Source organism: Nonomuraea sp. NPDC001684 (assembly GCF_053596515.1).
Genome location: NZ_JBSFGJ010000012.1, coordinates 42082 through 61403 on the forward strand (window position 1 = coordinate 42082; position 19322 = coordinate 61403).

The following is a 19322-nucleotide window of genomic DNA, read 5'->3' on the forward strand; positions in this document are numbered from 1 at the left end:
TGTACGTCGAACCCATTGACGTAAGTGGTCGCTTTCCGAATGATGGCCCTATGACCGTCCTGGACTTCGACCTTTCGGACCGGAACTTCTGGGCCAGGCCCATGAGCGAGCGCGAGGCGGCGTTCGACCGGTTGCGCGCCCGCGAGACGCCGGCCTTCTTCGAGGAGATGGAGATGGCCGTCGCGCCCAAGGGGCCCGGCTACTACGCGCTGGCCAGGCACGCCGACATCCTGGAGGCGAGCCGCAACCCCGAGGTCTTCTGCTCCGGCGACGGCGGCGCGACGAACATCCCCGACATGCCCGCCGAGTTCACCGAGTACTTCGGCTCCATGATCAACATGGACGACCCCCGGCACGCCCGGCTGCGCAGGATCGTCTCCCGCGCGTTCACGCCCAAGATGATCAAGCAGTTCGAGTCGGACGTCGAGGCCGCCGCCGTGCGCATCGTGGACGACCTGGTGGCCGCCGGTCCCGGCGGCGACTTCGTCACCGACGTGGCCGCGCGCCTTCCGCTGAAGATCATCTGCGACATGATGGGCATCCCCGAGCGCGACTACCGGTTCGTCTTCGACCGCTCGAACATCATCCTCGGCGGCTTCGACCCCGAGTACACCGGCGGCGACCTCGACCAGCTGGCCACCCGCCTGCTCACCGCCGGGATGGAGCTGCAGCAGCTCGTCCAGGACCTCGCCGCCCACCGCACCGCCAACCCCACCAACGACCTGACGTCCTCGCTGGTCAACGCCAACATCGACGGCGAGCGGCTGACGATGCGGGAGCTGGGGTCGTTCTTCATCCTGCTGGTGGTCGCGGGCAACGAGACGACCAGGAACGCCATCTCCTACGGCCTGCGCCTGCTCACCAAGAACCCCGACCAGCGCGCCCTGTGGCTGGAGGACGTCGAGGGCCGCGCCCCCGGGGCCGTGGAGGAGATCGTCCGGCTGGCCTCGCCGGTGAACTTCATGCGCCGCAAGGTCACCCGCGACCACGAGATGAACGGTCACCTCTACCGCGCCGGCGAGAAGGTGGTGCTGTTCTACTGGGCGGCGAACCGGGACGAGCGGGTGTTCGCCGACCCGTACCGCTTCGACATCACCCGCCACCCCAACCCGCACGTCGGCTTCGGCGGGCCGGGGCCGCACTTCTGCCTCGGCGCCCACCTGGCCCGGCGGGAGATCACGGTGATGTTCCGCGAGCTGCTGCGCCGGGTGCCGCAGATCGAGGGCGGCAGGCCCGACCGCCTGCACTCCTCGTTCATCAACGGGATCAAGCACATGGAGTGCACGTTCTGAGCCGGGCGCGGCGGCGCCCGGGGCTCAGGACTGCGCGCTCAGCTTGAGCTGGTTCATCACGGTACGGATGTCCGGCAGGAGCTGCTTGCCCTCGTCCGGGATCGACACGAACACGATGGCGGGCACGCTGCCGCCGGTGTTGACCGCCATCGTGACGATCGTGGCCTTCTCCGTGCCGGCGGTCATGGCGTAGGCGATGAGCCGGCCGGTGGAGGCGCCCACCTTGATCGGCTGCTGCGCGATCTTCCTGACCTTGTTGCCGTCGGGGTAGAAGTCCTTGCGGGCCTGCAGCACCATGCGCCGGATGACCGGCTCCAGGTCGTCCTCCTGGTACAGGGAGGACAGGTTCGCCGGCAGCGGGCCCGACATGACCTGGGCGTACTTGTCGGGCGCGACCTCCGTGTACTGGCGGGTGTCGTAGCCGAACGTGGACTTGACCGTGGCCCGCTGGTCGAGCTGCCAGCTGCCGCCCAGGCGGGGCAGGGAGACCCCGGCCGCCGCGTCCTCGACCCGGCCGGTCACCGGGGACGCCTTGCCCGGGTACTTGGGCAGGGCGGGGATCGTGGTGGAGCGCTTGCCCGTGCCCGCCTTCGTGGGGCCGGCCGAGGCCGTGGGGGAGGAGGCGGTCTTGCCCTCCGGGGTGTCCTCGCCGGCCAGCGGGCCCGCGAGGAAGGCCCACAGCAGCGCCGCGACCAGGGCGATCACGACCGAGCCGCCGAGCGCGTAGATCCAGATGGGCTTGCCCGGCTCGTCGTCCAGGGAGTCGTGGTCGCCGCCCTGGTACTCGTCGCCGAAGACGTTGTTCCAGAGCTCCTGCTGGCGGTCGGGGGGCGGGGTGCGCGAGCCGCTGATCTGACCGGCCGTCACGAACCGGCGGTCGGGGTCGGAGGGGTCGCGGTTCAGGTTCGAGCCGGGGCGCGGCTGGTCGGGGTGGCCGTCGCCGGGCATGCCCGGTCCGGCCGGGGGCGCTCCGACGTGGGCCGCCGCGAGCGGGCCCGGGGGCATCGCGGGGTCGCCCACCATGGTGTCGGCCTGCCGGCCGCCGTACATGACGGTGTGCTCGTCGGCCGGGCCGGCGGACGGCGCGCCAGGTCCGCCAGGTCCGCCGGGGCCGTCGAGCGGCGACGGCGCGGGCTGGACGGGGGCGTCGAGCGGGCCGGGCGCGCGGCCCAGCGTGACCGTGCGGTCCAGCGGGTCGGCGGCGGACGCCGACGGGGCGGGGGAGGGGGCAGGGGCGGGGCTGTTGGGCCAGGGCGCCGGCGTGGACAGGTTGGACCACGCGCCGGGGGACGGCGTCGGCGGCTGCGACCAGGCGGGCACCGGGTCCTGCGGCTGGGCCGGCTGCTGCTGCTCCGGCCAGGAGACGGGAACCTCCTGGCGGGGGGTCTCGGGCCAGCCCTGCTCCTGCCGCGGCGGGTCTGGCCAGGACGGCCGCGCCGGCTCCGGCCACGACGCGTCGCCGCCCCGCTGCTGCGCGCGGGAGTCGTTGCGAGACGGGTCGTTGCGCGGTGAGTCGTTCCGCGACGAATCGTTGCGCGGGACGTCGGGCCAGGAGGGGTCGGGGCGCGGCGGCTCGGGCCAGGAGGGCGCCTGCGGGGCCTCGGGCCAGGACGGCTGGGCCGGGGCGGCCTCCGGCCACGACATCGGCACGCCGGAGGACTCCTGCCCGCCGGACGGCCAGGAGGAAGGCACGTCGTTGCGGACCTCCGGCCAGGACGGTGGCAGGTGCGACGCTCCGGAGCTCGCGGAATTCTCCGTTGCCATTGCTGCCGGCCCTCCCGAGGTTGTGTCCGGATGTGCCGCTATATCCGGATTTGACGTACCAGGCATGATCTCATGGGATTTTCCAGGAGATACGGCTGGTTTCGCAGCGAAACGAGCGAAGCCGTGCGGATCGGTTGGCGGATCCTGCAGCGGCAGGTCGCCCTCCGGTCGATCTGGCTCAGCTGGGTACACCACGCGACGACAGTATTCTAAAGGGACATATGAGGTCACAACGGATACATCACCATCAGGTCTCGCTGGACCTGAAGGGTCTATTGTGCCTGCGCCGGTCCCCGGAGTATCTGCATTCCGTCGAAGACGTGCGCTAGGCTTGACACATGCGTTCCGCGACCCTGCTTCTTAGCGGGCCGCGACGGCCCTGAGAGGTCTCGCCGTCGCGGCTACCCCTCGTCGTGCACGAGGGGTTTTCTTATGGGTCCGAGTCAAGCCAGAAGGACAGTAGCCGTGAGTGAGTACGACCCGCAGGCGCTGCAGGCCAAGTGGCAGCAGCGATGGGAGGAACAGGAGCCCTACCGGGCGAGCGAGGACGCGGCCGACACCCGGGAGCGGCGCTACATGCTCGACATGTTCCCCTACCCGTCGGGCGACCTCCACATGGGCCACGGCGAGGTGTTCGCCATCGGCGACGTCGTCGCGCGCTACTGGATGCAGCAGGGCTACAACGTCCTGCACCCGATCGGCTGGGACTCCTTCGGCCTGCCCGCCGAGAACGCCGCGATCAAGCGCAACGCGCACCCCGCCGAGTGGACCTACGCCAACATCGAGACGCAGGCTCACTCCTTCCGGCGCTACGGCATCTCCTTCGACTGGTCGCGCCGCCTGCACACCAGCGACCCCGAGTACTACCGCTGGAACCAGTGGCTGTTCAACCGCTTCTTCGAGCGCGGCCTGGCCTACCGCAAGGGCGGCCTGGTCAACTGGTGCCCCAACGACCAGACGGTGCTGGCCAACGAGCAGGTCGTGGCGGGCAAGTGCGAGCGCTGCGGCGCCGACGTCATCCGCCGCGAGCTGACGCAGTGGTACTTCAAGATCACTGACTACGCCCAGCGCCTGCTGGACGACATGGAGCAGCTCGACGGCTGGCCCGAGCGCCTGCTGACCATGCAGCGCAACTGGATCGGCCGCTCCGAGGGCGCCGACGTGCTGTTCGAGATCGAGGGCCGCGACGAGCCGGTCCACGTCTACACCACGCGCCCCGACACCCTGTACGGCGCCACGTTCTTCGTGGTCGCGGTCGACGCCGCGCTGGCCGACGAGATCGTCACCGACGAGCAGCGCCCGGCCTTCGAGGCCTACCGCGCCGAGGTCGCCAAGCTGAGCGACATCGAGCGCCTGTCCACCGACAAGGAGAAGACCGGCGTCTTCCTGGGCCGCCACGCGGTCAACCCGGTCAGCGGCGAGCGCATCCCGGTCTGGGCGGCCGACTACGTGCTGTCCGACTACGGCCACGGCGCGATCATGGCCGTGCCCGCCCACGACCAGCGCGACCTCGACTTCGCCAGGAAGTTCGAGCTGCCGGTCAAGGTCGTCGTCCACACCGGCCTGGCCGACCCCGGCGAGACCGGCGAGGCCACGCCCGGCGAGGGCACGCTGGTCAACTCCGGCCCCCTCGACGGGCTGACCAAGGCCGAGGCCATCGCCAAGATCATCGAGATCCTGGAGGCCGAGGGCCGGGGCACCGGCGCGGTCAACTTCCGGCTGCGCGACTGGCTGCTGTCCCGTCAGCGGTTCTGGGGCACGCCGATCCCGATCATCCACTGCGCCGACTGCGGCGAGGTGCCCGTCCCCGACGAGCAGCTGCCCGTCACGCTGCCCGACCTGCGCGGCGAGGCGCTGGCGCCCAAGGGCGTCTCCCCGCTGGCCAGCGCCACCGAGTGGGTCAACGTCGAGTGCCCCAAGTGCGGCGGTCCGGCCAAGCGCGACACCGACACGATGGACACGTTCGTCGACTCGTCCTGGTACTTCCTGCGTTACACCTCGCCCGGCTACACCGACGGGCCGTTCGACCCCGAGCAGGTGCGCAAGTGGGGCCCGATCGACCAGTACGTCGGCGGCATCGAGCACGCCGTCCTCCACCTGCTGTACTCGCGCTTCTTCACCAAGGTCCTGCACGACATGGGCATGGTGAGCTTCACCGAGCCGTTCCTGCGCATGCTGAACCAGGGGCAGGTGATCAACGGCGGCAAGGCGATGTCGAAGTCCCTGGGCAACGGCATCGACCTGGGCCAGCAGATCGACGCGTACGGCGTCGACGCCGTGCGCCTGACGATGATCTTCGCCGGTCCGCCGGAGGACGACATCGACTGGGCCGACGTCTCGCCGGCCGCCTCCCAGAAGTTCCTGGCCCGCGTGCTGCGCGTGATGTCGGAGGCGACCGCCGAGCCCGGCGTGTCGTTCGAGGGCGGCGACGCCGAGCTGCGCAAGGTCACCCACCGCACGATCGACGAGGTCACCAAGCTGGTCGAGTCGCAGCGCTTCAACGTCGCGGTGGCCCGCATGATGGAGCTGACCTCGGCCGCCCGCAAGGCCATCGACTCCGGTCCCGGCGCGGCCGACCCGGCGGTGCGCGAGGCCGCCGAGTCGCTGGCCGTCATGCTCTCGCTGGTGGCGCCCTACGTCGCCGAGGAAGGCTGGGAGCGCCTGGGCCGCACCGGTCCGGTCGCCTTCGCCGGCTGGCCCGTCGCCGACCCCGCGCTGCTGGTGCAGGAGTCGGTCACGTGCGTGGTGCAGGTGGCGGGCAAGGTGCGCGACCGGCTGGAGGTGGCCCCCGACATCTCCGAGGACGAGCTGCGGGCCCTGGCCCTGGCCTCCGACAAGGTGTCCGGCTACCTCCAGGGCGCGCCGCGCAAGGTGATCGTGCGCGCGCCCAAGCTGGTCAACATCGTCCCGTAGGCGGCTAGATCCGGCGCAGGGCCGGCAGGAGCTCCTTCTCCGCCCAGTCGAAGAACGGCTCCTGCTGGTCGTGCCCGATCTGCACGAGCGCCACGTGCGTGTACCCGGCGTCGGCGAACTTCCTGACGCCCTGCACGACCGCGTCCAGGTCGTCGCCGCAGGGCACGCTCTCGGCGACGTCCTCGGGGCGCACCGAGCCGGCCGCGGCGGCGAAGTTCACCGGGCCGGGCAGCTCGGCCATGACCTTCCAGCCGCCGACGCCCGACCAGCGCCACAGCCGGTGGGCCCGCTCCTTGGCGGCCTCGGGGTCGGTGTCGTAGGCGATGGGGAGCTGGCCGTAGACCGGTTTGCCCTGGCCGCCCGCGGCGTGGAACTGCTGCACCACCTCGGGCATCGGGTCGTTGATGACCAGCACGTCGCCCAGCTCCGCGGCGAGCTCGGCCGACCGGCCGCCGGAGGCGGCGATGCCGATCGGCACCTGCTCGTCCGGCAGGTCGTAGAGCTTGGCGGAGTCGACGTCGAAGAACTCGCCCTGGTAGGTGACGTACTCGCCGCTGAACAGCTCCTTGATGATCTGCACGGCCTCGGCGAACATCCGGTGCCTGGTGTCCACCGGCGGCCAGCCCTCGCCGACGACGTGCTCGTTGAGGTTCTCGCCGGCGCCCAGGCCCAGGGTGAACCTGCCCTCGCTCAGCACCCCCATCGTGGCCGCCTTCTGCGCCACCACGGCCGGGTGGTAGCGCATGATGGGGCAGGTCACGTACGTCATGAGCGGCAGGCGCTCGGTCACCTGCGCCGCCGCGCCCAGCACCGACCAGCAGTACGGCGAGTGGCCCATCTCCTCGATCCACGGGAAGTAGTGGTCGGAGATGACCGCGTAGTCGAAGCCGACGCGCTCGGCGGTGGCGGCGTAGTCCACCAGTTCGCGGGCCGGGGTCTGCTCGGACATCAAGGTGTAGCCGATTTGTACCATGTGGTCGGGCTACCCAGGTTTGTCCGGCTTAGGGTCCGGCGTCCGGAGATCAATCGTCACTGCGCAGCTCCTCGATCACCAGCCCGAGGCCGATGGCCAGCAGCCAGAGGTCCTTGGACAGGCCGATGCCCTGCTGGGTCGGGCGCAGGCTGCCCTCCTCGCGCATGCCCGGCGTCCTGAGGTAGAGCCCGAGCAGGCCCGCCGCGAACGCGGTCAGTCCCGCGCCGGCCAGCAACGACGGCACGAACGGCAGGACGAGCGCGGCCCCGAGGGCGAGCTCGCCCTTCGACAGCAGCCGGGTGAAGGCCACCGGGTCCTGGCCGCGCAGGAACGGGTACGTGCCCGCGGCCATGCCGTGCAGGCCGGCCGCCGTCTGCTCGTCGGCCTTGGTCTTGCCGATCCCGGAGTTGAGGATGATGGCGGCGGCGGCCAGGCGGCCCGGGATCTGGTGTGGGCGGACGAAAAATCGCATGATTCCTCACAGCGTGTGATTTGTGGCGATTGGCTCCTTCCCTGCCGTTCCCCGCACATCCGGGACATCGGACGGTCTTGGCTGTTCGCGGACGGTGGACCGCTGCTCTGAGAGAAAATCTTTAGCTGGTTTGGTGTCTCGCATTAGTGTCTAGCTGTGACATATGGCGCATACCTGAGATATCCACATCTGTCTGGTGACCTGGTCACCTTCGTCGCCGACGACGATGTCTGGCTCGCCCCCGTCGCCGGCGGCCGGGCCTGGCGCTTCACCGCCGACCGCGTGCCGGTCTCCACCCCGCGCTTCTCGCCCGACGGCTCGCGCATCGCGTGGACCAGCGGCAAGGAGGGCGCCCCCGAGGTGTTCGCGGCCGAGCTCGACGGCGCCGAAGGCACCCGGCTGACGCACTGGGGCAACGCCATGACCGGCGTCCGCGGCTGGACCGCGGACGGAGCCGTGCTCGCGGTCAGCTCCACCGGGGAGGCGTCGCGTACCCGGCTGTGGGCGTACGCCGTCCCGCTCGACGGAGGGCCGGCCGAGCGGCTGCCGTACGGCTGGGTCGGCGAGGCGGCCATCAGCGGCGCGAAGGTGGCCACGGTGTCGCCGGTCTGGCGCGAGCCGTCCCAGTGGAAGCGCTACCGCGGCGGCACGGCGGCCAAGATCTGGGTCGACGCCGACGGCGACGGAGAGTTCGTCCGGCTGTTCGCCGACAGCCCCGCCCAGCACTGGGCGGTGAACTGGGTCGGCGACCGGATCGTCTACCTGTCCGACGCGGACGGCGTGGGGAACCTCTACTCGGCCCTTCCCGACGGGTCCGACGTGCGCCGGCACACCAGCCATGACGAGTTCTACGCCCGTCACGCCACGAGCGACGGCGAGCGGGTGATCTACAGCCACGCGGGCGACCTGTGGCTGCTGGAGAGCCTGGACGCCGAGCCGTACAAGCTGGAGGTCAAGCTCGGCGGCCCGCGGCCGGGACGGGCGCGCCGCCCCGCGCCCACGCGCGTCGGCGCCTTCTCCCCGGACACGACCGGGCGGGCCAGCGCGGTCGAGATCCGCGGCACCGCGCACTGGGTCACCCACCGCGACGGGCCCGCGGGCGCGCTCCGGGTGGAACCCGGCGTGCGGGTACGCCTGCCGCGCGCCCTCGGCGCCGACGGCCGGGCCGTGTGGGTCTCCGACGCCGGCGGCGAGGACGGCCTGGAGATCGGCGCCCCCGGCGGCGAGATCAGGAGCCTGGCCGGCGGGCAGCTCGGCAGGGTGCTCGAACTGACCGCCGCCCCCGACGGCAAGCACGCGGCCGTGGCCACGCACGACGGGCGGCTGCTCGTCGTGGACCTGGAGTCGGGCGACCTGCGCGAGCTCGACCGCACCACCCAGGGCGACATCAGCGGGGTCACCTTCTCGCCGGACTCCGGCTGGCTGGCCTGGGTGCATCCGGACCACGAGCCGCTGTCGCAGATCAAGATGGGCCGCGTGGACGGCACATCGGTGATCGACGTGACGCCGCTGCGCTTCTCCGACTACGACCCGGTGTTCACCAAGGACGGCAAGCACCTGGCCTTCCTGTCGGTGCGCACGTTCGACCCGGTGTACGACGCGCACGTGTTCGACCTGTCGTTCCCGGCGGGCTGCCGGCCGTACATCGTGCCGCTGCAGGCCGCCACGCCGTCGCCGTTCGACCCGTCGTTGCAGGGACGGGGGTTCAACGGGGAGGACGACAAGCCCGGCAAGGACGACAAGAAGGACGACGCGCCGCCGCGTACCGAGGTGGACCCGGAGGCGCTGGCCTCCCGCGTGGTGCCCGTACCCGTGCCGGCGGGCCGCTACGGCAACCTCAGGACCGCCAAGGACGCGCTGCTCTGGCTCCGCCACCCCCTGACGGGCCAGCTCGGCGACGGCACCGAGCCGGTGAACGAGACCGTGCTCGAACGCTACGACCTCAAGAAGCGCGCCAAGGCCGAGCTCGGCAAGGAGGTGCGGGCCTTCGAGGTCAGCGGCGACGGCACCAGGCTCGTCACCAACGGCAAGAACGGCCTGCAGACGCGGGCGGCCGGCGAGGGCGACGAGGTCGTCACCATCGACCTCGACCGCATCACCGTCCAGATCGACCCGGTTGCCGAATGGCTCCAGGGCTACCGCGAGGCCGGCCGGCTCATGCGCGACCACTTCTGGCGCGAGGACATGGGCGGCCACGACTGGCAGGCCACGCTCGACCGGTACGAGCCGCTGGTCGGCCGCCTCGGCTGCCACTCCGAGCTGATCGACCTGCTGTGGGAGGTGCAGGGCGAGCTCGGCACCTCGCACGCCTACGCCAGGGGTCACGACGGCGTCAACGACCCGCGCCGCCGCCAGGGCCTGCTCGGCGCCGACCTGGCCAAGGACGAGGACGGGACCTGGCGGGTCGAGCGCATCCTGCCGGGCGAGACCTCCGACCACGCGGCCCGCTCGCCGCTGCTCGCGCCCGGCGTCGCGATCCGTCCCGGCGACGCGATCGTGGCGGTGGGCGGGCGTCCGGTCGATCCGGTACGCGGCCCGCTCGCGCTGCTGTCCGGCACCGCCGACCAGCCCGTGGAGCTGACCGTGCGGCCCGCGGCCGGCGGCTCGACGCGCCGGGTCGTCGTCACCCCGCTCGCCGACGACAGCCAGCTGCGCTACCACGACTGGGTGGAGAGCCGGCGGGCCTTCGTCCGCGAGTCGTCCGGTGGGCGGCTCGGTTACCTGCACGTCCCGGACATGGTGGCCTCGGGGTGGGCGCAGTTCCACCGCGACCTGCGTACCGAGATGGCCTTCGAGGGGCTGGTCGTGGACGTGCGCGAGAACGGCGGCGGGCACCTGTCGGAGCTGGTGCTGGAGAAGTTGTCGCGCAAGGTCACCGGCTGGGCGCGGGCCCGCGGCTACGAGCCGATGCGCTATCCCGAGGACTCGCCCCGCGGGCCCATCGTGGCCGTCGCCGACGAGTTCGCCGGGTCCGACGGCGACATCGTCAGCGCCGGGATCAAGAACCGCGGCCTCGGCCCGCTGGTCGGCACCAGGACCTGGGGCGGCGTCATCGGCATCGACTCGCGCTACTCCCTGGTGGACGGGACCGTAGTGACCCAGCCGCGGTACGCGTTCTGGCTGGAGGGGCCGGGCTGGGGCGTGGAGAACTACGGCGTCGATCCCGACGTCGAGGTCGTGATCACGCCGCAGGACCGGGTGGCGGGCCGCGACCCGCAGCTGGCGAAGGCGGTCGAGCTGGCGCTCGCCGCGCTGGAGGAGCGTCCGGCGGCCACCCCGCCGGACCTGCCGCCGCTGAGCTGACCGTCCTGAGGGGCGGCCCGTCGGGGCCGCCCCTCAGCCTGGCGGATCTCGGGGGAACGGCGGTTCGGCCTCGTCGTCTCGAAGAGCGCCGGGCCCCTCCTCAGTTCAGCCTGGTGAGGATCTCCGAGAGCACCGGTTCGGTCGTCGCGAAGTTCAGCCGTACGTAGTCCGCGCCGCCGGGCCCGAACGACGCGCCGTCGTTGAGCCGCACCTGGGCCTCCCGCTCGATGAGCTCGGCCATGCCCGGCTGCCCGGTGTGCAGCCATGCCAGGTAGGTGGCCTGGGGCATCCGGTACCCGAACCGGTCCGGCAGCCGCTCGGCGATGAGCCGGCGGTTGCGGTCGAGCAGCGCCCGCGTCCGGTCCAGCCAGGCGTCGCCGTGCCGCCAGGCCGCGACCGTGGCCTCCACCCCGAACAGGTGCGTCGAGCCGAAGAGGAACGGCGGCTGCGCCGCCAGGGCCGCGCGGATCCCGGCGTGCCCGATGTGGGCGACCGAGCAGCGGATGCCGCCCAGGTTGAACGCCTTCGTGGCCGAGGTGAGGGTGACCGTGCGCTCGGGGAGGATCGTCGCGAAGGGGATGTGCCGGTGGGGCGCGTAGGTGAGGTCGGCGTGGATCTCGTCGGCCAGCACCAGCAGGTCGTGGCGTTCGGCGTGCTCGGCCAGCCCTTCCAGCTCGGCGCGGGTGAACACGCGGCCCGTCGGGTTCTGCGGGTTGACCAGCAGCAGCACCCGGCAGCCGGACAGGTCGGGCACCTCGAACCGCCACGCGTCGCCGTCCGGTTCGAGCTGGATGGGGACGAGCGGACGATCCATGACGTCGAGGGTCGTCAGGAACGGGTGGTAGGCGGGGGTGTGCAGCGCGACGCCGTCCCCCGGCTTGGTCCAGAGGTGCAGCAGCACCTGGAGGGCCTGGTTGATGTCGCTGAACGTGTGGACGTGCAAGGGGTCGGCCGTCCAGCCGTGGCGGACGGCCATGCGCTCGGCGAACGCCTCGGCCAGGGGGCCGGCCTGCGGCTTGTCCAGCCAGGTCGGGTAGCCGAGGTCACCGGCGGCGCGGCGGGTCAGGGCCTCGATCACCTCGGGGGCGGTGGACAGGTCCATGTCGGCGATCCAGGCGGGGATGACACCGGGGGCGGTGATTGCCCATTTGAGACCGTCATGCGTCTCTTTGAGGTCCTTCATCTCTTTGGAGGCGGGGGTCTCTTTTGGGGCATTCGTGTCGGTCACGGGCACAGTCTAGGAGTCTGCGGTGTGGCGGTATGGGGGGCCTGATGCCGGTGCCTGCCGTCTTGGGCGTGGGCGGCTGCGCGGGGGTGGGCGCGTTGTGTTCCGGGGCCCGAAGGAACGTCCCGGGAGAAAGGCGAGCGGGCGATGCGACGCCGCCCTCCACGCGAGGCCGGGGTGGAAGGGCCTCGACGTTGGAGGGCGGCGTTCGGTGCGTGCGACTTGCGAGGAAGCGCCACATGGCGCCGACGATCACAGCCCCCGTGCGAGGGAAGCCGGATCGCGGAGAAACCGAACGGCGGCCGCAGCCTCAAGGAGGGCGGCCGGCCGGCGGACGGACTAGAGGCGGCGGAGGACGGCCACCACCTTGCCCAGCACGCTGGCCTCGTCACCGGGGATGGGCTCGTAGTTCGAGTTGTGCGGCACCAGCCACACGTGCCCGTCCTTGCGCTTGAACGTCTTGACCGTGGCCTCGCCCTCGATCATGGCGGCCACGATGTCACCGCTCTCGGCGACCGGCTGCTGGCGGACGACCACCCAGTCGCCGTCGGCGATGGCGGCCTCGATCATCGAGTCACCGGCCACCTGGAGCAGGAAGAGCGTGCCCTCGCCGACGAGCTGCTTGGGAAGGGCGAAGACGTCCTCCACGCTCTCCTCGGCCAGGATCGGGCCACCGGCGGCGATGCGGCCCACGAGCGGGACGTAGGCGGCGGTCGGCCGGCTCACCGGAGCCTCGTCGTCGGTGGCGTCGGGGTCGACCCACAGCACGGGCTCGCCGGGCAGACGCACCTCCAGGGCGCGTGGCCGGTGCGGGTCGCGGCGCAGATATCCCTTGCGTTGCAGGGCGGTCAACTGGTGCGACACGCTGGACGTGCTCGTCAGCTGCACGGCCTCGCCGATCTCGCGCATCGAGGGCGGGTAGCCGCGCTGCTGCACCGAATCGCGGATCACTTCGAGGATCTTGCGCTGCCTGGGCGTCAGGCCCAGGGAGTCGCGCCGGCGCACCGCGAGGTCTGTGACCCCGTTAGCGTCTTCCCGCTCGCTCATGCTCTTCCTCCTCGCCTGGCGGCGGCCCGCCTCACCGGCGAACCTCCCGGTCCGTGGTCTTGATGTCGCACACAGCGACCGTATCGCTGTTGAAGATCATCTTCAAACAATTGTTCGAGTCTTCCTCGAAATTGTCGCCAGCGTGGTGTACAACATCGTACGGGAGTTCGATCGACACCGTGTTCGATTTGCTGATCTTATTTTGGCCGTTTCCTCGGGCCAGACGGCGGGAGGTCAATCGTGCGAACGACCCCGAGCACCGACCCGACCAGCGAAGACGCCAACCGGCTCACCCTCATCGCCGACGCCACCCGGGGCGCGGGCCGACGGGGAGACGACCCGCATACCGGCTCCGGCCGCCACGAGAATCCGGGAGAACGACCGGCTCCCGATTCGAACACCCGGCGGCGCCGCGCCGGCGGCTCAGGGGGAGCGGTCCAAGGCTCGGGCCGCCCCCGGCTGTGGCTGGTCCCCTCCCCGCGTCCCGACGCGGACACGGACACGGACGCCGACCGGACGCTGCCTCAGGAGGGCGCTGGACAGCCTCTCGCCGACGACACACTGACTGGCCGTCGTCCCGAAGGCAAACAGGGCACTCCGCGCACGGACGCGACAGAACCCCGCGCCCGCCCGCCCGAGCCCGGCCCCTGGCGCCGACGTCCGCCCGAAGCGAGCGGACGACGTCCGGAAGGTGAGACGCAGGGGCGGCGAGGCCGAGGTCAGGCGGAGGGGCCGGGCAGGCGCGGCGAGGCCGACATGTCAGGAAGCCGAGGTCTGGCGGAGGCGTCGGGGAGGCGAGGTCAGGGGGGCCGTGCGGCGCGACCGGCGGGCCGGGACTCGGCGATCGTGCCGGAAGGGGAGTGGGAGCGCCGGGCGGAGGCCCGGGCGGACCGCCCCTGGGAACGGCGGCGTCCAGGGGAGGCTGCGGGCCGGCCCGAGCTTCGTAGGCGGCGCTCTGGTGAGCCCACGGCCCGACCCGAGACGCGAAGGCGCCGCTCGGGCGACTCGACCGAGCAGCCCGAGGCTGAGGGGCGGCGCCGGAAGAGGAGTGAGCGGCTGGGCGAGCAGGGGCGACGCCGGGAGGAGGCCGCCGAGCGGTCCAGCAAGCAGGGGCGGCGCTCGGGACGGTTGGTGGAGCGGCCGGGCGAGCCAGGGCGGCGCTCAGAGCAGTCGGCCGAGCGGTCGGACAGGCAGGGGCGGCGGTCGGGACGGGCGGCGGAGCGGTTCTCGGTACGGGGGCGGCGCTCTGAGGAGGCCAAGGGCCGGGATCGGGGGCAGGTGGTGAGCGGGCCGGGGGGCTCGCGGCGCCGGGGGGCGCGGAGGAACGGGGGGTCTGGTGACGGTGAGGCTCGCGGGGGGCGGGACATGTTGGGACGTGTTGTGGGGGCGGAAAGTGCTCCGCCCGGTGACGGTGCGGGGCTTGCACGGAATGGTCGTACGACCCCTACGGTCTTGCAGCGGCGGCGGGGCCGTGGGCGGGGTGTCGGGGTGATTCCCGCGGGGGCCGGCGTCAAGGCTGCGGCTCCTCCGGTGCGGCTGACCCGCCGGGGGCGGATCGTGCTGCTGGTGGTGGTGATGGTGCTGCTGTCCCTGGGCGGGTTCTGGCTCGGGACGCGGGCGGCCGGGCATGCGGCTGTGGGCGCCGGGGCGCCCGGCGCTTCGGCTGTGGGCGTCGGTGTGGCTGGCCGCCCGGCCGTGCGTGCTGGTCTGCCCGGCCGGGCGGGGTAGTCAGGGGCGGAGGTCGGCTGAAGGCACTCCCTGCGGGAGATCGCCGGACGCGGCGGTTATCGGCCGTGCTCATCTTGACCGCTAGCTGCCGCTAGCTGTCCTCCAGTGACACATCGCGATCACGGTCGGGATCCGCCCTGGTAGTGGCGGTGTCGGACGGTTGCCTGATGGCGACGCCACCAGCCTGACCAGCGCACGACGTCCGTGATCGCGCAGGTCGTCCGATCGGTCGCTCAACAGGCACTCCACAGGTTCTCAACATCGGCCTGGCTACCTTCGCGGTGTCCAGTACGACGAGCACCAAGGAGAACTCGATGCGAACGTTCAACACGATGGTCGTCGGTGCGGCGGTCGCCGCCGCGGCTCTGACCGCGGGCACCCCCGCGCAGGCCTCCGTCCAGACCGGCGCCCAGACCTCCCTCACCGCCGTCACCACGGCCGCCGCGGCGGCCGGCTCGGCGACGATGTCCTGCCGTGAGGTGCGTGTGTACCGTCCGGAGATGCGCAAGGGGCACGTGGCCGCGACCGGCTGGGCGATCGGCTGCTCCAGCAACCAGCGCGTCAAGATCATGCTTCAGCGCAAGCGCTGGTGGGGCTGGCAGAACATCTCCAGCGCCTCCTGGTACGGGGCCGGCAAGAGGACGTTGTACAAGGGCTGCAAGCGGGGGGACACCTTCACCTACCGCCTGCAGGGCCAGGTCAGCTACTACGCGGGAAGCAAGTACGTCGTCCACAACGGCTGGAGCCCCACGATGCGCGCCAAGTGCCCGTGACGCGCTCCGTCCGCCACCCCGTGGGATGACCATCCACGACTCCAGTGACGCTTGGTGATCTTGAGGTGGTGGAGTCGCATGGAGACGGCCACCGCGTGATCATTCGGAGCTTGTGAAGCCAGCCGAAGATCGCGCGGTGGCCGCGTGCCTGGCTCAGGGGCGGGGCGCAGGGGGCAGGGAAGCGGGCGAGCAAGGGGGCGCGGTGAGTCGGCCAGGTCGTGGGGAGGGGGGAGGGGCAGGGGCGCAAGCGAAAGGCCGGGGAGGCAGGCGAAGGGCCGGGGTGGGGGTTCCGGGGTGTTTTGTGGGGGTAGGGGAGGGGGCTTCGGGGGTGGTGGGAGGTGGGGGGAGGCTGTGGGCTCCGGTACCTTTGTGGGGCCTGTTTGGGCTGGTCGCCGTCGGGTGCGAGGGGGCCGGTCGGGCGAGGCGCGCGAGGGGCCGGCCGGGGCGACACGCCCGGGGCCCGTGTGACGCGGGGGCTGATCAGCGACTTCAGCTCCACGGTGTTGCTCAACTTGCGTTCATGGTCGCGCGCTTCTACGGTTGGACCACAACATCTAGTAGTTACACCGATGTCGGTTCACCACACCTTGTGTTTCCGTGACCGCACCATGGCAAGCCGTGGGGCGTGCGCGAGCGTACCGCGGCGAGGGTTTTACGCGTGTGGTGGGCCGGGCGGGTCGAGGAGGCGAAGCCGTGCACTGTCCGTTCTGTCGCCACCCTGACACCAGGGTCATCGACAGCCGGTCCACGGACGACGGCGCGGCCATCAGGCGCCGGCGCACCTGTCCCGAGTGCGGGCGCAGGTTCACCACGCAGGAGACCGTCCTGCTGATGGTGAGCAAGCGTAGCGGGGTGACGGAGCCGTTCTCGCGGGACAAGGTCGTCGCGGGCGTGCGGCGGGCCTGTCAGGGCAGGCCGGTCAGCGAGGACTCGCTGGCCCAGCTCGGGCAGCGGGTAGAGGAGGCCATCCGGGCCAAGGGCGCGGCCGAGCTGCCGTCGAACGAGGTGGGCCTGGCGATCCTCGGCCCGCTCCGGGAGCTGGACGAGGTGGCCTACCTGCGATTCGCATCGGTTTATCGCGGTTTCGAGAGCCTGGCGGACTTCGAGGCCGAGATCTCACAGTTGAAGGCGGAGAAGGGGGAGTCATGACGGACACGGCCAGCGGTTCAGTGGCGCGCGGGGGTAAGCGGCCGCGTAAGGGGCTGAGGATGAAGCGGATCTTCACGAAGCCCGGCGTGCACCCGTATGACGAGGTCCAGTGGGAGCGCCGTGACGTCGTGATGACGAACTGGCGCGACGGCTCGATCAACTTCGAGCAGCGGGGTGTCGAGTTCCCCGAGTTCTGGTCGGTGAACGCGGCCAACATCGTGACGACCAAGTACTTCCGCGGCGCCGTCGGCACGCCGCAGCGCGAGTGGAGCCTGAAGCAGCTCGTCGACCGGGTGGTCGGCGTCTACACCCGCACGGGCGTCGAGCACGGCTACTTCGCCAGCGACGAGGACGCCGAGATCTTCGACCACGAGCTCAAGCACGCGCTGGTCCACCAGGTCTTCGCGTTCAACTCGCCGGTCTGGTTCAACGTGGGCACCGCCTCGCCGCAGCAGGTCAGCGCCTGTTTCATCCTCTCCGTGGACGACCAGATGGAGTCGATCCTGGAGTGGTACAAGGAAGAGGGCGTGATCTTCAAGGGCGGTTCGGGGTCGGGCGTCAACCTGTCCCGCATCCGTTCGTCCAAGGAACTGCTCTCCAGCGGCGGCACGGCCAGCGGGCCGGTCAGCTTCATGCGCGGCGCGGACGCCTCCGCGGGCACGATCAAGTCGGGCGGCGCGACGCGCCGGGCGGCCAAGATGGTCGTGCTCGACGTCGACCACCCCGACATCGAGGAGTTCATCGAGACCAAGGCGCGCGAGGAGGACAAGGTCCGCGCGCTGCGTGACGCCGGTTTCGACATGGACCTGGGCGGCAAGGACATCGTCTCCGTCCAGTACCAGAACGCCAACAACTCGGTGCGCGTCTCCGACGAGTTCATGCGCGCGGTGGAGAAGGGCGACCAGTTCGGCCTGCGTGCCCGCCTGACCGGCGAGGTCATCGAGAAGGTCGACGCCAAGGACCTGTTCCGCAAGATGGCCAAGGCCGCCTGGGAGTGCGCCGACCCGGGCGTGCAGTACGACGACACGATCAACGACTGGCACACCACGCCGGAGACCGGCCGGATCACCGCCAGCAACCCGTGCTCGGAGTACGTGCACCTGGACAACTCCTCGTGCAACCTGGCCAGCATCAACCTGCTGAAGTTCCTGAAGGACGACAACACCTTCAACGTCGCCGACTTCGTCAAGCTGACCGAGCTGATCATCACCGCGATGGACATCTCGATCACCTTCGCCGACTTCCCGACCGAGAAGATCGGTGAGACCACGCGGGCCTACCGCCAGCTCGGCATCGGCTACGCCAACCTGGGCGCGCTGCTCATGGCCACGGGCCACGCCTACGACTCCGACGGCGGCCGCGCGGTGGCCGGGGCGATCACGTCGCTGATGACCGGTGTGTCCTACCGGCGCAGCGCCGAGCTGGCCGGCGTGGTGGGCGCGTACGACGGTTACGCCCGCAACGCCGAGCCGCACAAGCGGGTCATGCGCAAGCACGCCGCCGCCAACGACAACCTGCGCACGGTCGGCACCATGGACGCGAAGATCCACGCCGAGGCGTCGCGCCAGTGGTCGGAGTGCCTGAAGGTCGGCGAGAAGAACGGCTACCGCAACGCCCAGGCCAGCCTGCTCGCCCCCACCGGCACCATCGGCCTGATGATGGACTGCGACACCACCGGCATCGAGCCCGACCTCGCGCTGGTCAAGTTCAAGAAGCTGGTCGGCGGCGGCTCGATGCAGATCGTCAACCAGACGATCCCGCGGGCGCTCAAGCAGCTCGGCTACCAGCAGGAGCAGATCGAGGCCATCGTCGAGTACATCGGCGAGCACAGCCACGTCGTCGACGCCCCCGGCCTGCGCAAGGAGCACTACGAGGTGTTCGACTGCGCGATGGGCGAGCGGGCCATCGCGCCGATGGGCCACGTGCGGATGATGGCGGCGACCCAGCCGTTCCTGTCCGGCGCGATCTCCAAGACGGTCAACCTGCCGGAGTCGGCCACGATCGACGACATCGAGCAGGTCTACCTGGAGGGCTGGAAGCTCGGCCTGAAGGCGCTGGCCGTCTACCGCGACAACTGCAAGGTCGGCCAGCCGCTGTCGGCCGGCAACGGCGCCAAGAAGGACGAGCCGAAGGCCGTCGAGGCCGAGCCCGAGGTCAAGGTCATCGAGGTCAACCGGCCGACCCGGCGGCGCATGCCCAACCAGCGTCCCAGCATGACCACCCGCTTCACCGTGGGCGGCGCCAAGGGCTACATGACCGCTTCGTCCTACCCTGACGACGGGCTCGGCGAGGTCTTCCTCAAGATGTCCAAGCAGGGCTCGACGCTGGCGGGCGTCATGGACGCCTTCTCGGTGGCGATCTCCATCGGCCTCCAGTACGGGGTGCCGCTGGAGACGTACATGAGCAAGTTCGTGAACATGCGGTTCGAGCCGGCGGGCATGACGGACGACCCGGACATCCGGATGGCCACGTCGGTGATGGACTACATCTTCCGCCGCCTGGCCCTCGACCACCTGCCCTACGACGAGCGGGCGGCGCTCGGCATCTTCTCGGCGGCCGAGCGCGCCGCGCAGCAGCGCGGCGAGGACCCGGCGGCGCTGGCGGAGGCGGTCGACCGGGAGGCGCTGGGCCACCGTCCTGCCGAAGGACGTGGACGGCTTCATCGAGGAGATGCAATGACCGC

Annotated in this window: 12 protein-coding genes; 7 read left to right on the top strand and 5 right to left on the bottom strand. The window is 71.0% G+C overall.

From position 1 onward, the window contains the following. Nucleotides 1-50: 50 nt before the first annotated feature. Nucleotides 51-1292, top strand: coding sequence for a cytochrome P450 (locus ACWCSD_RS04665; RefSeq protein WP_397163208.1), 1242 nt, complete (start codon nt 51-53; stop codon nt 1290-1292). Between the two features lie 24 nt (nt 1293-1316). On the opposite strand, the gene ACWCSD_RS04670 is transcribed toward ACWCSD_RS04665, so the two are convergent. Continuing rightward, a complete protein-coding gene (locus tag ACWCSD_RS04670) occupies nt 1317-2984 on the bottom strand; it encodes a hypothetical protein (RefSeq protein WP_449913078.1) in 1668 nt (555 codons plus the stop codon). A 504-nt stretch (nt 2985-3488) separates the two neighbouring features. Here ACWCSD_RS04670 and leuS point away from each other — a divergent pair. Beyond that, nucleotides 3489-5969 carry a leucine--tRNA ligase gene (gene leuS, locus ACWCSD_RS04675; protein ID WP_387663544.1) on the top strand — a complete coding sequence of 827 codons (2481 nt, stop codon included), beginning with the start codon at nt 3489-3491 and terminating at the stop codon, nt 5967-5969. Between the two features lie 4 nt (nt 5970-5973). Here leuS and ACWCSD_RS04680 read toward each other — a convergent pair whose 3' ends face one another. Both ACWCSD_RS04680 and ACWCSD_RS04685 read right to left on the bottom strand, forming a co-directional pair. Next, on the bottom strand, nt 5974-6942 hold the full coding sequence (locus tag ACWCSD_RS04680; protein WP_397163211.1) for a TIGR03557 family F420-dependent LLM class oxidoreductase: 969 nt from the start codon (nt 6940-6942) through the stop codon (nt 5974-5976). A 49-nt stretch (nt 6943-6991) separates the two neighbouring features. Then, entirely contained in the window at nt 6992-7414 is a 423-nt protein-coding gene (locus tag ACWCSD_RS04685; protein ID WP_387663548.1) for a hypothetical protein, read from the bottom strand. A gap of 156 nt (nt 7415-7570) precedes the next feature. Here ACWCSD_RS04685 and ACWCSD_RS04690 point away from each other — a divergent pair, with 156 nt between their 5' ends. Continuing rightward, on the top strand, nt 7571-10717 hold the full coding sequence (locus tag ACWCSD_RS04690) for a S41 family peptidase (protein ID WP_449913079.1): 3147 nt from the start codon (nt 7571-7573) through the stop codon (nt 10715-10717). 100 nt (nt 10718-10817) lie between these two features. On the opposite strand, the gene ACWCSD_RS04695 is transcribed toward ACWCSD_RS04690, so the two are convergent. After that, entirely contained in the window at nt 10818-11945 is a 1128-nt protein-coding gene (locus tag ACWCSD_RS04695; protein ID WP_449913080.1) for a MalY/PatB family protein, read from the bottom strand. 336 nt (nt 11946-12281) lie between these two features. Continuing rightward, nucleotides 12282-12989, bottom strand: coding sequence for a transcriptional repressor LexA (gene lexA, locus ACWCSD_RS04700; protein ID WP_352357808.1), 708 nt, complete (start codon nt 12987-12989; stop codon nt 12282-12284). A 1488-nt stretch (nt 12990-14477) separates the two neighbouring features. Between lexA and ACWCSD_RS04705 the strand changes: the two genes are divergently transcribed. The 4 genes from ACWCSD_RS04705 to ACWCSD_RS04720 all read left to right on the top strand — a co-directional run. Beyond that, nucleotides 14478-14717, top strand: coding sequence for a hypothetical protein (locus ACWCSD_RS04705; protein WP_449913082.1), 240 nt, complete (start codon nt 14478-14480; stop codon nt 14715-14717). 314 nt (nt 14718-15031) lie between these two features. After that, the gene (locus ACWCSD_RS04710) at nt 15032-15490 is read left to right on the top strand and encodes a hypothetical protein (RefSeq protein ID WP_449913083.1); all 459 of its coding nucleotides are present in this window, start codon (nt 15032-15034) and stop codon (nt 15488-15490) included. A 693-nt stretch (nt 15491-16183) separates the two neighbouring features. Further along, on the top strand, nt 16184-16639 hold the full coding sequence (gene nrdR / locus ACWCSD_RS04715) for a transcriptional regulator NrdR (RefSeq protein ID WP_103955744.1): 456 nt from the start codon (nt 16184-16186) through the stop codon (nt 16637-16639). Further along, on the top strand, nt 16636-19322 hold a 2687-nt coding region (locus ACWCSD_RS04720; protein ID WP_449913085.1), incomplete at its 3' end, for a vitamin B12-dependent ribonucleotide reductase. The genes nrdR and ACWCSD_RS04720, both read left to right, overlap by 4 nt.

Excerpts from the sequence above, each read along its gene's own strand:
- leuS (WP_387663544.1), top strand. The coding sequence starts at position 3,489 with ATGGGTCCGAGTCAAGCCAGAAGGACAGTAGCCGTGAGTGAGTACGAC.
- ACWCSD_RS04665 (WP_397163208.1), top strand. The coding sequence starts at position 51 with ATGACCGTCCTGGACTTCGACCTTTCGGACCGGAACTTCTGGGCCAGG.
- ACWCSD_RS04710 (WP_449913083.1), top strand. The coding sequence starts at position 15,032 with ATGCGAACGTTCAACACGATGGTCGTCGGTGCGGCGGTCGCCGCCGCG.
- ACWCSD_RS04680 (WP_397163211.1), bottom strand. The coding sequence starts at position 6,942 with ATGGTACAAATCGGCTACACCTTGATGTCCGAGCAGACCCCGGCCCGC.
- lexA (WP_352357808.1), bottom strand. The coding sequence starts at position 12,989 with ATGAGCGAGCGGGAAGACGCTAACGGGGTCACAGACCTCGCGGTGCGC.
- ACWCSD_RS04685 (WP_387663548.1), bottom strand. The coding sequence starts at position 7,414 with ATGCGATTTTTCGTCCGCCCACACCAGATCCCGGGCCGCCTGGCCGCC.